General features: G+C 39.3%; 12 protein-coding genes. 8 read left to right on the top strand and 4 right to left on the bottom strand.

The features are described from left to right. Positions 1–51: 51 nt before the first annotated feature. A complete protein-coding gene (locus JP36_RS01250) occupies positions 52–8,736 on the bottom strand; it encodes a YadA-like family protein (RefSeq protein ID WP_039171157.1) in 8,685 nt (2,894 codons plus the stop codon). Positions 8,737–9,326: 590 nt separating this feature from the next. Between JP36_RS01250 and JP36_RS01245 the strand changes: the two genes are divergently transcribed. Together JP36_RS01245 and JP36_RS01240 are read left to right on the top strand one after the other, a co-directional pair. Then, the gene (locus tag JP36_RS01245; RefSeq protein ID WP_039133250.1) at positions 9,327–9,509 is read left to right on the top strand and encodes a type II toxin-antitoxin system HicA family toxin; all 183 of its coding nucleotides are present in this window, start codon (positions 9,327–9,329) and stop codon (positions 9,507–9,509) included. A 27-nt stretch (positions 9,510–9,536) separates the two neighbouring features. Next, positions 9,537–9,944, top strand: coding sequence for a type II toxin-antitoxin system HicB family antitoxin (locus tag JP36_RS01240; protein WP_013746351.1), 408 nt, complete (start codon positions 9,537–9,539; stop codon positions 9,942–9,944). Positions 9,945–9,958: 14 nt separating this feature from the next. Here the strand turns inward: JP36_RS01240 and JP36_RS11935 are convergent, their stop codons facing one another. After that, complete coding sequence (locus tag JP36_RS11935; RefSeq protein WP_418904656.1) at positions 9,959–10,216, bottom strand: ogr/Delta-like zinc finger family protein; 258 nt, start codon at positions 10,214–10,216, stop codon at positions 9,959–9,961. Between the two features lie 306 nt (positions 10,217–10,522). Between JP36_RS11935 and asd the strand changes: the two genes are divergently transcribed. From asd to rplS, 6 genes are all read left to right on the top strand, one after another. Continuing rightward, a complete protein-coding gene (asd, locus tag JP36_RS01235) occupies positions 10,523–11,635 on the top strand; it encodes an aspartate-semialdehyde dehydrogenase (RefSeq protein ID WP_021461946.1) in 1,113 nt (370 codons plus the stop codon). 77 nt (positions 11,636–11,712) lie between these two features. Then, positions 11,713–12,303, top strand: coding sequence for a DNA glycosylase (locus JP36_RS01230; RefSeq protein WP_039147381.1), 591 nt, complete (start codon positions 11,713–11,715; stop codon positions 12,301–12,303). Positions 12,304–12,703: 400 nt separating this feature from the next. Next, positions 12,704–12,952, top strand: coding sequence for a 30S ribosomal protein S16 (gene rpsP / locus JP36_RS01225; RefSeq protein ID WP_018345954.1), 249 nt, complete (start codon positions 12,704–12,706; stop codon positions 12,950–12,952). A 21-nt stretch (positions 12,953–12,973) separates the two neighbouring features. Next, positions 12,974–13,498 (top strand): ribosome maturation factor RimM, encoded by a 525-nt coding sequence (gene rimM, locus JP36_RS01220; protein ID WP_039142786.1) that lies wholly within the window; start codon positions 12,974–12,976, stop codon positions 13,496–13,498. Positions 13,499–13,541: 43 nt separating this feature from the next. Next, positions 13,542–14,291, top strand: coding sequence for a tRNA (guanosine(37)-N1)-methyltransferase TrmD (trmD, locus tag JP36_RS01215; RefSeq protein ID WP_039142788.1), 750 nt, complete (start codon positions 13,542–13,544; stop codon positions 14,289–14,291). A gap of 32 nt (positions 14,292–14,323) precedes the next feature. After that, positions 14,324–14,671: a 50S ribosomal protein L19 gene (rplS, locus tag JP36_RS01210; protein WP_013746341.1), complete on the top strand. Its 348-nt coding sequence runs from the start codon at positions 14,324–14,326 to the stop codon at positions 14,669–14,671. Positions 14,672–14,759: 88 nt separating this feature from the next. Here rplS and dtd read toward each other — a convergent pair whose 3' ends face one another. Further along, a complete protein-coding gene (gene dtd / locus JP36_RS01205) occupies positions 14,760–15,194 on the bottom strand; it encodes a D-aminoacyl-tRNA deacylase (RefSeq protein WP_039095969.1) in 435 nt (144 codons plus the stop codon). Then, positions 15,169–16,098 (bottom strand): virulence factor BrkB family protein, encoded by a 930-nt coding sequence (locus tag JP36_RS01200; RefSeq protein ID WP_039171154.1) that lies wholly within the window; start codon positions 16,096–16,098, stop codon positions 15,169–15,171. Before JP36_RS01200 ends, dtd begins: the two co-directional genes overlap by 26 nt. Between the last annotated feature and the right edge of the window lie 73 nt (positions 16,099–16,171).

Below are 16,171 nucleotides of genomic sequence, written 5' to 3'. Positions count from 1 at the left end.
ACTAACTGGATAGTTAGTTGGTTATTTTCGACTCAAGATAACAGAATACAACTAGAATTGATAGCCTACACCAGCTCCAACCATTGTATTTCCTGAAGTATTATGGCTAGCATTTAATTTCAAAATAATCTTACCATTATCTGAAATACGAGATGCACCTAATGCTACTGCAGACTCTCCACGGTAATGGCTTGCGCCAGCGGCAACCATACTTTTACCTGGTAAATAGGCTTGCGGCAAACTTGCCATTGCACCAGCAGAAGCAACACCACCATATGCACCTTTCGCCACATTATTAATACGGTTATGTAAAGCTGCACCAACCTGATTCAACTGACTAACATTGACAGCATCGGTTGCTTCCACACCCGGCGCAACATTGGTAATTCTGTTACCGCCATTATTCAATCCTTGAGAAGTTAATGACACGTTACCTCCATTACCGCCACTAATATGCACGCCATCGCCTGTAATATTAGTGGTATTGCCATTATTGTCTACAAACTCTGCACTTTCTAAGCCTTTCAGTTTCTTAGACAATTTCACATTTAAAGTCTTAGTGGAGCTATTTGCGATCACGCCGATATTATTATCAGTTAAATCAGCACTATTTGCACCACCTTTAATAGCAACGGTTTCACCTAATTTGGCACTAGATGAGCCAGTATCACCATTAAATGTTAGCGGTTTTTCTGTTGCCTCTTCAAGCTGTTCTACATTAACAGCATCTGTCTTGTTAACCCCTTTAGCCACATTTTGCAATGTGCTTGGTTTACCATCTACATTTACCAAACTTAGCTTAATCTCTTGTGGCTCAACTGTTTTACCATCTTCATTAATGAATTTATCTCCTTGTTTAGAAACACGCTTACCCTTTGCATCTGTATAGACAACTGGTGCAGAGTTCTTTATATCATCAACCTGATTACTGATATTTATAATATCGTCTTTAAGTTTTTTGTTAACAGATTGTAAATCGCCAACGTTAACGGCATTATTAAGCATGTCACCAATAGCATCTTCCAACTTAACAGAATCTCCATTTTCTTTTTTCAAGCCACTGTCTACATGTTTAATTTGGTTACCACCATTATCTAGTCCTGTATCAGAAAGCTCGACTTTTTTACCCTCAATTGGGTTACCATCTTTTTTATCAACAGGTGTAATAGTAATACCTTTATTAGATACTTCAGTCTTAGGACCTGTTAACTTGCCATTCTTATCCTTGTTTTCCAAAGTCATATGGCTGCCATTGATATTAGTGCTAGATGTATTACCATTTCCATCGGTCTTAGAAGTACCAATAGTGCCTGCACCAATGTTAGTGCTGTTCTTACCATCTTTATCCTTAACAGTCATACTATCTTTGTTAATAACAGTGCCACCCTTGCCATCTTTGTCAACGTTGCCAATGGTTACACTATCCAAATCAGTAAGGTCCTTAGCAATTTCCACAACCATTTCGCTATCTTTCACGTTTACATAGGTGTTTTGATCCGTTGTAGATTTTTCTGGCACATGAAGGTCTTGACCTGCCTCATCAACCTTGTTCGCAATGCCACCTTTAACAGTAATGGTCTTACCAAGGTCTTGCATTATCTTACCATTGTTGCCTTTTAAGCCAAAACCGCCGCCATTACTACTATTGGTTACTGAGTTAATCGCTTTTTGTAAATCACCAACATTCACACCATTGCTAAGAATGTCTTGATCTGTAATACCAGCTATATCCGTGATTTTACTACCATCTTTATATACTAGACCACTACCAACATTCTTGATTTGGTTACCACCATTGTTAAGACCTTTGTCGGTGAGGCTAACATCTTTCTTAGGATCAGTTTTACCTTTATCGTCTTTATAGGTAATTCTAATGCCATCAGTACCAATGTCAGTCTTAGAACCTACGGTGTTGCTATCCTTATCCTTGTTTTCAAGGGTGATTTTGCTACCATCAATATTCGTATTGCTAGTAGTGCCATCAGCATTTTTCTTAGATACGTCTACTTTACCAGCTTCTACCGTTGTCTTATCGCCATTAGCGTTAGTCAACTCATCTTTAGTAGCAGTAGATGTATTGGTATTACCCGCTTTGTCCTTAATGGTTACGTCTTTACCAGTGATCTTGGTTGTTTCACCTTTACCAGTAGTTGGATCAACGGAACCTACGGTTACACTATCCAAATCAGTAAGATCTTTGGCAATCTCGATCACCATTTCCTTATGCGAACCTTTGCCGTCTGCATTCGGAACATCTTTCACGTTTACATAGGTGTTTTTATCCGTTGTGGATTTCGCTGGAACGTCCTTATTCGTAGCTGCATCATGTTTTGTTTCAATGCCACCTTTAATGGTAATGGTCTTACCAAGGTCTTGTTTCACTTCGCCATTGTTACCAGTTAATCCGAAGCCACCAATTGCATTGTCGTCAGTACCGTTAGTAATGCTCTTAATAGCGTCACGTACATCACCGATGTTGGCTGCATTGGTAAGCATATTATTAACCTCAGCATTATCCGCTGCTGCATTGAGAATGCTATTCCAATCCATTGGTGTATCTTTATTAGCATTCATACCATTACGGCGACCACTGCCAACACGCTCTAAAGTCGCTGGTGCGCCATTATCTTGCACTAAGGATACGCTTTGTTTAATGGTTAAGCCTTCTTCACCTGGTTTAGGTTTATTGTTTTCCAATTGTTCTGGTTTGTAGTACTTGTCGTCTACTTTCACAAGTTTTGTACCATCCGCTAATTGGTAACCATCGCCCACTTTGGATACATCCACAGGTTCACCCGTTGGTGCACCATTAGCATCCGTCTTGGTTGCCGTATAGGTTACAGGCAAGCCGGTTACGTCAATACTAAAAGTATGCGTTCCCTTTTCGCCACCCATAGCGGAAACTTTTGTATTAGCGCCATCTAAAACTTTAATAGTGTTGTTAAATAACACTGTTCTCGTTTTATCCGCTTCGGTATGTTCTGTAGTTAAGAAGAAGCCATCATCTAAGGTTGCCACTTGGTGTTCAATCGTTTTGTCACCAATACCCGTAGTGGTATAGGTTAAACGATCCATTCCTGCAACTGGGTTATTTTTGTCTATTGGTTTAGTTGGATCTTTGCCAACATTCGCCGAGTCAGTAACAGATTTAGTGCCACGATCTACAGTCAATGTCGCTTTAGAACCATTCTTGCCATCAATCGCTACTGTACCGAACTCTTTATCCGTTGCGTTTGGATCAGTTTTTGCACCTTTGCCAATAGTGACGAGGTCTTTTGCGTCATCGCCAGTTTTACCATTCGTTACTTTAACGGTACCGTCTGTTGCAAGACCGTCTTTAGAAAGCTTCGTTTCAGTAGTGCTTGCTGGTTTATCTCCGTTCTTAGGTGTTTGGGTTGTAATAGTGACGCCATCAGTAGTCACCATTGTAGTCGTTGATTCACCTTTTGGCATACCCTCACTATCTAATTTCACTTCTGTGGTTGCTAAACCATTTGGTGTTGTGGTGGTTACCTTAAAGGTATCCCCATCTTTGACCGTAGTAGTGATGCCATTTTCGGTCATTTTCGTTTTGTTATTACCTGAACCGGTTTCAACAGAAGTTAGGTTAACAAGCTCTTTCGCCAATTTAATGGTTAAGGTGTCTGTGCCGTTAGATACGACGCCAATGTTGTTATCCGTTAAATTAGCTGGTGTAGTTACTCCACCAACGATTTTCGCTTCTTCGCTTAACTTGCGACCGAATGTATTCTTGGTATTTTTCGTACCATTATACTCTTTGCCATCAGCTGCATCACCGCTAAAGAATAATGGGGTATCTGCCAAGTTCTTGAGGTCGCCAGCGTTGACAACAGTTGTTTTGTCGATAGCATCGGTGTCCGTGCCGCCTACTTTCTCAAGGTTTTTGATGAAAGTATTGTTACCTTGCGTGCTATCAACGGTTGTACCGTCTTTAATACCGTTACCTGCTTTGCCACCGATGCCGGATTTAACATTATCTAATGTCATGGACGTATCCGTGCCAGTGCCTACGCCTGTATTAGGGTTCACCAAGCTAGTTTTTACATTACTTTGGTCTACTGGGTTAGGTGTTACCGCTTGTGCATCTTTATTTGGTTTACCGTCCGTAATATCACGGTTACTATACCATTTATTTTCGCTAGGTATGTATGTTTTATCCTTAATCTCTTCATTGGTATAGTACTTGCCATCACCACCGCGAACGAGTTCATTCCCAGCCGCATCTTTATGGGATAGGATTTTGTCCACATGTACATTGTAAATATTTTGACCGTCAGCACCGGTTACTTTCGTAACTTCTGCTGCCCCAGTGCCTGTCACTTCTATTTTAGAACCAGCCGACAAGGTTTTCAACTGTGACATATTAACCGCATCAGTATCACCTACACCTGGTGCTACATTGGTAATCTTCACAGGACCCGTGCCATTGTTAGGATTTACTAAACGAATATCGTCATTAATAGTGAATCCTTGTGCATCCCCTACTGGTTGTCCATTGACGATTTGATTTGGTTTGTAGAACTTATCACCATAGTTAACTAGCTTCGTACCATCGGCTAATTGATAAGTATCCCCTACTTTGGATACATCGACTGGTTGACCATTTTTGCCTTCTTTTGCCGTGTACGTTACCGGTAATCCTGTTACATCAATATGGAATTCATGTACGCCAGTGGATGGATTAGTAATAGCAGAAACAGTTGTATTCTTGCCATCTACCACTTGGATAGTATCACCAATCTTAACCGTGTCAGCAGGGTTTGTTCCTTGACCCGATGTGTTCAATTGGAATCCCGTATCAATGATATTTTTCAAATCACCTACGTTAACGGCATTGTTCAACACTGGACTTGTAGGTGGAACCTTATTCGGATCCTTCAAATCGGAAATAGAAATAGTCGTATCTCCATTTTTGAGACCTGAACCAATGTTGGTAATTTGCTTATTGCCACCATCAATGCCATCAGTAGTGAAGGTCGGTGTATTGTTCACCGTATCTCCGTTATTATCCACAAAGCGCACGCCATTACCGTCTACTTTCATAGTAGATGTAGCATCATCACCATCATCTGTTTTCGTTGTAGGGCTAGTGTAGGTTGCAGAATCCAAGCCCGTTAATTGTTTTGCCAATTTAACTGTAAGTGTATCGGTGCCGTCAGAAATAACGCCAATGTTGCCATCTGTTAATTTCTCAGCAATGGCTTCCTGACGTTCTTTTGCGCTTGCACTATCAGTTAAACCTAAGTCAACACCACCAATGATTTTCGTTTCTTGGCTTAACTTACGGGCAAATGTATTTTTATCTGCACCATTCTCATTGGCTACGCCATCAGCACTATCGCCGGAGAAGAACAAGCCATCATCCATCGTTGCCACTTCGTGGGTTATTACATCATTGCCATCTTTGTTCTTCGTTGTGTATGTAATGCGATCCATTTTAGCTGGGTTGTCTTTGCTAATGTCTCGATTAGGATCGGTACCGATGTTCTTCTTATCGTCTAAAGAGCTAGTGCCACGGTCAACGGTAATGGTTGCATTGCTACCATTTTTACCATCTAAACCAATTTTGCCATATTCCTGATCCGTACCAGAACCATCTGTACCTTTGTCGATGGTTACTAGATCTGTTGTTCCATTCGTTACTTTAACGCTTCCATCTGTAGACACTCCATCTTTTCCTACGGTGGTGGAAACTTTTTCTGTTACTGTAGGAGTCGTACTGCCATCGCTCGCTGGTGTTGAAGTTTCTGTTACCACTTTCATACCGCTTGAGTCGATTTTAGTGACTTCAGTAACCTTTTTGCCGTCAACATCCTTCGTTTCGCCACGCAATTCTACGGACTTAAAGCTTGGCATATCAACGGTGCTAATGCTGAGCTCACCTGGTTTTTGTACTAAACCGATATTTTTGCCTGCTTTAAAAGTCATTGTTTTAGCGGCATCTACAACATAACCTGTCGACTTAAGGTTCTCTGCTTTCGCTTTGTTGGCTTCTGCTGTTTCACCCTCCGCTTTATCAACTTCATAGGCTACTGTGCCATTTGAACCCTCTACGGAACCAGCCTTAGCAATCCATCCTAAGGTAAAAGGAGTATCTTTATCTTTCGGGCCGATTTGTCCGTCTTCGGTAATGTTTACATTGTCGCCAAAGGTTTTCTTCAAACTGCCCACCAAATTGCCTAGCATTTGGTTAGTGGCAAATAATTGCGACCCATTGATAGCATCCGTTGAGTTAGAACCAATCAAACCCGGTGCTACATTTTGGATACGGCGAGTTTCAAATACGGTGTACGTTGAACCAGAAGACAATGTTTTTGCTTGAATCTCCTTCCACACCTTTTTCTTATCTTCCTCTGACAATGTGCTGTCTGCATTAATAGCCTCCTCCGTTGAGTCCGCTGCAAAGTAACGGGTTTGATTTTGTTTGCCTAATTTAATACCATTTTTCTTTACTTCGACTTCAACCTCTACTGGTACCGTAATAAGAGAGCCCACTTTCGTATGATAGTTTCTAATCTCTTCAAGACTATCAAAGTTTTGTTCATAAGTGGAACCTACACTGACTACACCAACGGTGGAATTACCACCAGCGAAATCGCTACGAACGGCAATAGGCGCACCTATTTTGGTACCATCAGCTTGGTTTTCTAGCATATAAATGTAGATAAAATCCTTAGTATAATCACGCAAAGCCCCTTTGGTGCTACTTAAGGATTCAGTCAATTCTTTTTCCTCTTTACTGCCAACCAATGTAACTTTGCCCAACGAACGAGCACGTTCAGAATCTTTCACATACCCTGCGTGATCCCCTAAGAATACCGAGCCTGCTGTATTATTTTTTTGGTCATTTGGGCCTGCCTCTGCAATATTAATATTATTACCTAGCCCTACGACACGGTCATTGGCAATGCTACCGCTACTACCGATAAGAATTGAGTTACTACCTGCTACATTACTATAACTACCAATCAGAGTTGAATTGCTACCGGTTACGCTATTATAGGTAATCGTCTTAGCACTATCATTAGCTTGTTTACCAAAACCAAGTGCCAATGAGTTCTCACCTCCCACCTTCGTAAACGCCCCTAATGCTACGGCATTGCCGGCTTGTACATTGGTATGCGAACCGATTGCCATACTGTTATCATAATTTTTTTGCTCTGTACCTACCTTGGCAGCACCACCCATCGCCATAGAGTTAGTACCATTTGCCAACGTTTGACCACCATAAGCAATAGCATCGTTAGAAATAGCTTTAGCAAAATCACCAACCGCCATAGAGCGATCCCCTTGTGCCAAGATTTGACGCCCTACACCTAGGGCACCATCACCATCGACGAAGGAATACTTTTTCAAGTACTTCTCACGAAAGTCCTTTTTGGCAGCTGCCAAACTCTCTTCAGCAGTTTGCACCTCAGCTTCTAGTGTTGCCTTATCGCTAGTTGAACCACTCTTCAATTTCTCCTTTGCAAGGTACAAGGTTTCTTCCATATCCATGATTTTACCCATATCTTTGGCATAGTCAGACTTATCTTTTTTAGAAAGATCTGCTGTCATTTCCCCCGTTGCCAAACCAATGGCACTGTCCCCACGCACCTGAGTGTAGCTACCAACACCCAGCGCATTTTTCCCCTCTACAATAAAACCACCGGGATCACTGCTGCCGGCACCATAGTTATTATACTTAGGTAAGGTTCCACCATTTTCCCATTTAATTCCTGGTTCTGTTCTTTTATATTGTTCATCCCCTGCAATATCATTACTAAGTACCTGTTTTAATACTTTGTATTCTGGTGGCAATTCCCAATCACGACCATAAGACTCTTTTTCTCTACGGACTTTGCGAGAGCCATCTTCAAACTCATAACCACTACCTTTACCAATGGCAATAGCACCATCACTTAAGGACTGTACGCCACTACCAATAGCGACGCTATTACTGCCCATAGCACGGGAATAGGTACCAATAATACTCGAACGATTGCCATATGCCACATTATAGGCACCTACAATAACACTATTCCCCCCTGGGTCCTTCTCTTTATACGAAGTATTACTCTTTGTAGTTAGCACTCCGGCCTCACTTACAAGTTTAGGGTCTGGAATCCCAATGATATTGCGACGCCCAATGGACACGCCAGAATAACCAAATACACTCGTAGACGTACCGATACCAATCGAGTCATTTCCTTGTACGATATTATATGAACCTTTATTCGTGGTTGCCTGATTCCCTAATGCAATACTTCTCTCGCCACTAGCCACGGTTTTATTACCAATCGCGATTTTACCATCACTTTGAGTAACAGAACCATTGGCATCACCAGCATGAGCATCGGTACCAATAGCAATCGTATTATTTTGAAGAACCTTGCTGCCTTGTCCTAGTGATATAGTCCCAGTTGGATACGTGCCCTTATTAGGATCAATAGAGCTTATATTCCCACCTACTGCATAGGATGCTAGCTCTTGACTCCCATCTGCATTAAAAATTTTGATTGTGCCTGTATCAGCATCATACTTAACCTTAACGTCTTGATCTGCCGCTAATGCCACACTGCTAAGGAAAGTGGCTAATAAGCCAGTCATAAAAAGTTTAGCAATCTGCTTTCCAGCCTTAACTTTACATTTACCACCACGGCTAGACGCTAATTCAGACACAATTTCATAGCGATTTTTATTGCGATTAAATATAACTTTATAGATCTTGTTCATGGCTTATCGCCTCCTTAAATTTTTTAAATTCCTTAAAAATGTTTAATGGATACACTATTGAACTCGCCTTTTTATCCTTTTAATGGCAAATATGCGTTCCATTTGCAGTGCTTTTTACTTAGCTCTTTGTTGTTTTTTTGTGTAATTTTTTTTGTAAACATTAAAATAAAAGGTAAATTAAAACATAAATTCACTTTACTTATAGAAGTGCGGGGGGGGGGATTTTCATTTAACTTATTGAAAAAACTTATATTTTAGCCATTCGACAAAATGAATTTATCCTGTTTTTTACCAAATACACCTAAAATTACATTTTAAAAAAATCAGATTTTTTACATAATCATTGTACCACCAATAAGATAAATTATAACATTGAAAATAATATTATTATCTATAACTAGCGTTGACGAGTCTAATACTATTGAGGCGATTTGTCATTTAAAATCTTGATTTTTCACTCCATTTTTACAAAATATTTTCTTTTTTGTTATTACTTTTTATATAATAATAACCACTATACCTACAAAATTATTGACATAATAATAAAAGTAGGTATAATAACCACTAAATAAACGGCAGGAAGATAAAAGGTGGATAGTAAAACATTAATAAAAATGCTTGAAAAAGATGGGTGGTACTTGGTGAATGTGGTTGGTAGTCATCATCAATTTAAACATCCAATAAAGAAAGGGCGGACAACAGTTCCGCATCCCAAAAAGGATTTACAAATAAAAACGGTAAATTCAATATTAAAACAAGCGGGCTTGAAATAAGCCCCTTTTATAAAAAGAGAGGTTTATATGTTATATCCGATTGGAATTGAAATGGGTGATGATAAACACGCTTTTGGGGTAATTGTGCCTGATGTGCCAGGTTGTTTTTCTGCTGGAGATACATTAGAAGAGGCGTATATTAATGCAAAAGAAGCTATCGCTTTTCATATCGAGGGAATGTTAGAAGATGGTGAAGAGTTTCCTTTGCCAACCGATATAAAAGCACATATGAATAATAAAGAGTTTGAGGGGTTTACTTTTACTTTTGTAGATGTTGATTTGTCGCATTTAATGGGTAAAGCGGAAAAAATTAATATTACTCTACCAGCGTTGTTATTACATAAAATTGATGCGTTTATTGCAACACATCCAGAGTATAAAAGCCGTAGTGGTTTTTTGGCACAACTTGCAACAGATAAATTACTTTCAGCATAATAAAAAACCGCTTTTTAGCGGTTTTTTTGTTGGAGATGTTCGAAAATTTTGTTTTTGTCGTCTTTTGATAGATTATTGATTAAATTTAATATTAAATCGTTTTGCACTAAATCAGATGTTCTTGTCGTGTATGCATATTCGACGTTTTGCACGAACGAATGATTACAAGATGGGTTAGTGCATACGCAGTACAATTTTGTTAGATCGGAGTGTTCCCTTACCGATCTTTTGATATATGCCTTATAGCCGCAATGACGGCAAAAACACGGAATGATCTTGCCATTTTATCTCTTCTCTACCAATCTGACATTAAAATTAGTATATCAATAAAAAATCAAATAGTTACAGTAAAAATACTGTTTAAATATACAGTATTTTTTATTGACAAAAGATAAGTTGTTGAAAAATATTTATTTTGCCTTTATATTTTTTGTATTTTCTATTGATTTAATTCATATTATGCGGTAATTAATTAATGCTTATTTAAAAACACAGCATTTATCAACAAAATCAACAGATTGTAGGGCTAAGTGTTGCGCTATAGTTGGAACATTTGAAATTAACTAATGAGGTACAATATGAAAAAAGTCGGTTTTATTGGTTGGCGTGGTATGGTCGGTTCTGTATTAATGGAGCGTATGCAACAAGAGCAGGATTTTATTAATATCACACCTACTTTTTTTACCACATCTCAAGCAGGGCAACCTGCACCTGATTATGCCGGAAAAGCTGCTGGCGTTTTATTAGATGCTTATGATCTTGAGGCATTAAAGCAACAAGAGATTATTGTAACTTGCCAAGGTGGTGATTACACCAATGAAGTTTATAAAAAATTGCGTGCTACTGGTTGGGATGGATATTGGGTTGACGCCGCTTCCGCATTGCGTATGGAGAAAGAGGCGATTATTGTGCTTGATCCGGTGAACCAACACGTGATCGATCAAGGCTTGAAAAACGGCATTAAAACCTATGTCGGCGGAAACTGTACCGTTAGTTTGATGTTAATGGCATTAGGCGGTCTATTTGAACGTGATTTGGTTGAATGGGTTTCGGTGGCAACTTATCAAGCTGCTTCCGGTGCTGGTGCAAAAAATATGCGTGAATTATTATTGCAAATGGGCGAACTTCACGATGTGGTTGCGCCTGAATTGGCAAATCCATCTTCCTCTATTTTAGATATTGAACGTGCAGTTACTGCCAAAATGCGAGCTGAAGATTTCCCAACAGAAAATTTTGGTGCAGCGCTTGGTGGTAGTTTAATTCCATGGATCGATAAATTGTTAGAAAGTGGTCAAACCAAAGAAGAGTGGAAAGGTTATGCCGAAACCAACAAGATTTTAGGTTTATCCGATAATCCGGTGCCAATTGATGGCTTATGTGTGCGGATTGGTGCATTACGTTGCCACAGCCAAGCATTCACTATCAAAATGAAAAAAGATTTACCGTTAGCGGAAATCGAACAGATTTTAGCTTCTCACAATCAATGGGTGAAAGTGATTCCTAACGACAAAGAAACCACATTGCGTGAATTAACACCGGCAAAAGTAACTGGAACATTGAGCGTGCCAGTTGGACGTTTACGCAAACTTAATATGGGGCCGGAATACTTAGCCGCATTTACTGTTGGTGACCAATTATTATGGGGTGCGGCAGAGCCTATCCGCCGTATTTTGAAACAGTTAGTTGCTTAATTGTCAATTTCTTAACTACTCGCGCTAATTTTATTAGTGCGAGTTTTTCTTTTATATAGTGTCTTAAGCTCTTATTTATGATAGAGAACAATATTGAAATACATCCGTTACAACCTTTCTTACCTACCAATGCCACAATGTTGATGTTGGGCAGTTTTCCACCACCGAAAGCACGTTGGAAAATGAATTTTTACTATCCGAATTTTCAAAATGATATGTGGCGTATTTATGGTACGGTCTTTTTTAATAATAAAGATTATTTCCTAAACAGCGATAAAACTGCTTTTAATCAAGAAAAAATTGAACAGTTTTTGCGTGCAAAAGGGATCGCCGTTTTTGATAGCGGTTATAAAATTTTTCGTCAGCAGGGGAATGCCTCTGATAAATTTTTGCAGATTATTGAACCGATCAACCTCACTGAAGTGTTAGCACAAATTCCTCAATGTAAAGTGATTATGACTGCTGGTGAAAAAGCGACTGAAACATTGCTTTCTTTGCTTGATGAAGAAAGAGTAATGTTAAAAAATGGTGAGAATACTTCAATCACAATTGCACAGCGACAATATCAGCTTTATCGTCTTCCTTCATCATCACGAGCTTACCCATTAGCATTAGCAAAGAAAGCAGAAATTTATCGACAATTTTTTACAGATATTGGAATGTTATAAACGTTTGTTGTTATTAGCAGATATATAGGTAGATAGAGAACAATAGCATTTTGCCGAGCATTTAACGAGGCGAATACAGATTTGAAAATTCCCTCGCTCAGGAGGGAATTTAATTAAGATTATTTTCCGACTTGATGACCGATAACACCACCAACAGCGGCACCGCCGACTGTTATTTGATGTTATCCATTTTTGATTATCGCTAAGTAATCTATCATATCTTAGGGAAATCTCTAAAATAAAACCGGTCAATTATTGATTTTTCTGTGGGAAAAGGTAAAATTCTACGGCTTTTTGTATCGGGTGCTTGGTTTTAACAGCATTGTTAGCAATAAGCAATTAACGCCCCTACTTCGAACGGGGTTTTCTTTTTTTACTATCAATATTTTAGAGGAAGGTTATGGTAACCATTCGTTTATCTCGTGGCGGAGCTAAAAAACGCCCATTCTATCAAATTGTCGTTGCAGACAGCCGTTACCCTCGTGATGGCCGTTTCATCGAACGTATCGGCTTCTTTAATCCAATCGCTTCTGGTAATGCAGAACGTTTACGCATTGATTTAGCACGCGTAGAAGATTGGGTAAGCAAAGGTGCATCTTTATCAGATCGTGTTGCTACTTTAGTAAAAGAAGCGAAACAAGCAGCTTAATTGAAAGCGTAGGTGGTTGAAATGGAACAGCAAAAAATCGGTGTCGTAGGTAAACTTGGTTCAACTTATGGTATTCGTGGTTGGTTGCGTGTTTATTCATCTACCGAATATGCAGAAAGTATTTTTGATTATCAACCGTGGTTTTTAAACATTAAAAAACAGTGGCAACCGGTAGAAATTGAAGGTTGGCGTCATCATAGTCAAGATTTGATTGTGAAGATTAAAGGGGTTGATGATCGTGAACAGGCACAGGCATTAGCCAATATTGAAATTGGTGTGGATTTGAACCAACTTCCTAAATTAGATGAAGGGGAGTTTTACTGGCACGATTTAATCGGTTGTCGTGTGATTAATTTGCAGGGATACGATATGGGTGTTGTCAGCGAATTAATAGAAACAGGTTCAAACGATGTTTTGGTAGTTCAGGCGAATAGCAAAGATGCTTTCGCAAAACAAGAGCGGTTAATTCCGTATATTGATACAGTAGTTAAAAGAGTGGATCTCAGCACCAAAGTGATTGAGGTGGACTGGGACGCTGGTTTCTAACCTCAGGTAATTCTGTTGGCTTAATGAACATTGAGGTATCCATATGTGGATTGGTGTAATTACATTATTCCCTGAAATGTTTAAAGCTATTACAGAATTTGGGGTAACAAGTAGAGCCATAAAGCACGAGCTTTTGCAATTGCATTGTTGGAATCCTCGAGATTTTACGCACGATAAACATAAGACGGTTGATGATCGCCCTTATGGTGGTGGGCCGGGAATGTTGATGATGGTGCAGCCGTTAAGAGATGCTATCCAAGCGGCAAAGGCAGAAGCGGGCGATGGAGCAAAGGTGATTTATCTTTCACCGCAAGGGCGAAAGCTTAATCAGGCTGGCGTGGAGCAGCTAGCTAAAAATCAAAAGATGATTTTGGTTTGTGGGCGTTACGAAGGTATTGATGAGCGCGTTATTGAAACGGAGATTGATGAAGAGTGGTCAATCGGTGATTATGTTTTGACCGGTGGAGAGTTGCCGGCAATGACATTGATTGATGCCGTTGCGCGATTTGTTCCGGGCGTGTTGGGAAAACAGGCTTCGGCAGAAGAGGATTCTTTTGTTGACGGTTTGTTGGATTGCCCACATTACACGCGTCCTGAAGTGCTTGATGGATTGGTTGTGCCGCCGGTTTTGATGTCCGGTAACCACGAAGAAATTCGTAAATGGCGATTAAAACAGTCATTGCAACGAACGTGGCTACGCCGGCCTGAGCTATTAGAAGGCCTAGCTCTGACTGACGAACAAAGGTTGTTGCTGAAGCAGGCTCAACAAGAGTATCAGCAGCAAAAGAAATAGATTCAGTTACATCTAGGAATAAGGTATTTATTATGAGTAACATTATTAAACAACTTGAACAAGAACAATTAAAGCAAAACGTGCCAAGCTTCCGTCCTGGTGACACATTGGAAGTGAAAGTATGGGTTGTTGAAGGTAGTAAAAGACGTTTGCAAGCGTTCGAAGGTGTGGTTATTGCAATTCGTAACCGTGGCTTGCATTCAGCATTTACTCTACGTAAAGTGTCAAACGGTGTTGGGGTTGAACGTGTTTTCCAAACTCACTCTCCAATCGTTGATAGCATCACTGTAAAACGTAAAGGTGCGGTTCGTAAAGCTAAACTTTACTACTTACGTGAACGTAGCGGTAAATCTGCACGTATTAAAGAGCGTTTAAACTAATTTTAAAATGCTTTTTCAAAACCCTCGTTTATGCGAGGGTTTTTTAATTATTTGATTAATAGGCAATCCGTTATCATTAAGGTCAATTTTAAACCTGTAACCAAAATGTGACCGGTCCATCATTGATTAACGATACTTGCATATCAGCGGCAAATTGTCCGGTTTGTACTGGTATATTTTCACGACATTTTTCTACAAAATAGTGATAAAGTACTTGTGCTGATTCAGGATCGCCAGATCGGCTGAAACTTGGTCGTAACCCTTTTTTAGTGTCGGCAGCTAAGGTAAATTGTGAAACGACTAATAATTCGCCCTGAATTTGTTGTACATTTAAATTCATTTTGCCGTTTTCATCGCTGAAAATGCGATAATTCAATACTTTTTCAGCAAGGCGATCAGCTTTGTTTTGATCATCACCCTGTTCTACACCAAGCAGCACTAAAATACCTTGCTCGATTTCGCCAACAATAGTTTGATTAACTTTAACATTTGCATTTTTAACGCGTTGAATCAGTGCAATCATTGCTGTTTTCCTGTGAATTGTCTAATCTAATTTTTTGATAAATATAAGTTAAATCTTGATCAGAATAACGTTTTTTCATTTTATCCAAATCATCCAATACCGCTGTTAATTGAGCTCCTAGCAGAATAAATGTCCAACTGAGGTGTATCCACAAAATCATAATCGGCAGTGTAGCTAACGCACCGTAAATTAGCTGGTAAGAGGGAAATGATTTCATATACCAAGTAAAACAGGCTTTACCGAGAGTGAAGAAAATTGCCGCGATTAAGGCGCCGCAGGCAGCGTGTTTTACATTTACTTTGGTGTTCGGCACAATTGTATAAATGCAGGTGAATGCTAACCAAGAGAGAAGAAATGGCACAAAACTAAGTAATTTTAGTCCGAACGGCAGACCGGTTTTATAGGTGAAAAATGTGCTGGAAAAGAGATAGGAACTCACGCCGATACTAGTGGCGATAAAAATTGGTCCTAATGTCAGAATCATCCAGTAGATAGAAAAGGAGTAGAGTGTTGAGCGTTTTTTGCTGTTTGACCAAATATCATTAAGCGTAGTATCAATCGATTTAATCAACATCAGTGCTACAATAATTAAGCCGATAATACTGATTCCACTCATTTTTTTTGTGTTAGCAATAAAAACGGTTATGTATTGTTCAACAGTATGGCTAACTGAGGGGGCAAAATTAGAGAAAATAAATTGTTGGAAATCCTGCACCACATCGTTGAATACCGGAAAGGCAGCAAAAAAGGCAAAAATTACCATTAATAATGGCACTATTGCCAATGTTGTGCTGTAAGTTAAATAACCTGCCGCTTGCGATAACTTGTTCTGGTTGAATTTATATGAAAAAACTTTAATTAAAATAATGAGATGCTGAATAAGGTGTTGTAAGAATTTCTGCATAATTTTCCTTGATGTTCAGTAATGTCGTTAAAATTGTACATTATTAATAGTGTGGTGGCGATGTTAGTTCATA

It is taken from the genome of Gallibacterium genomosp. 1, from assembly GCF_000771875.1.
Taxonomy (GTDB): Bacteria; Pseudomonadota; Gammaproteobacteria; order Enterobacterales; family Pasteurellaceae; genus Gallibacterium.
The sequence above is the reverse complement of the archived record's forward strand: the minus strand, read 5'-3'. Positions and strand labels throughout refer to the sequence as shown.

Coding starts and splice junctions, on each gene's coding strand:
- JP36_RS01250 (WP_039171157.1), bottom strand. CDS start 8,736: ATGAACAAGATCTATAAAGTTATATTTAATCGCAATAAAAATCGCTAT.
- JP36_RS01240 (WP_013746351.1), top strand. CDS start 9,537: ATGTTATATCCGATTGGAATTGAAATGGGTGATGATAAACACGCTTTT.
- asd (WP_021461946.1), top strand. CDS start 10,523: ATGAAAAAAGTCGGTTTTATTGGTTGGCGTGGTATGGTCGGTTCTGTA.
- JP36_RS01230 (WP_039147381.1), top strand. CDS start 11,713: ATGATAGAGAACAATATTGAAATACATCCGTTACAACCTTTCTTACCT.
- rpsP (WP_018345954.1), top strand. CDS start 12,704: ATGGTAACCATTCGTTTATCTCGTGGCGGAGCTAAAAAACGCCCATTC.
- rimM (WP_039142786.1), top strand. CDS start 12,974: ATGGAACAGCAAAAAATCGGTGTCGTAGGTAAACTTGGTTCAACTTAT.
- trmD (WP_039142788.1), top strand. CDS start 13,542: ATGTGGATTGGTGTAATTACATTATTCCCTGAAATGTTTAAAGCTATT.
- rplS (WP_013746341.1), top strand. CDS start 14,324: ATGAGTAACATTATTAAACAACTTGAACAAGAACAATTAAAGCAAAAC.
- dtd (WP_039095969.1), bottom strand. CDS start 15,194: ATGATTGCACTGATTCAACGCGTTAAAAATGCAAATGTTAAAGTTAAT.
- JP36_RS01200 (WP_039171154.1), bottom strand. CDS start 16,098: ATGCAGAAATTCTTACAACACCTTATTCAGCATCTCATTATTTTAATT.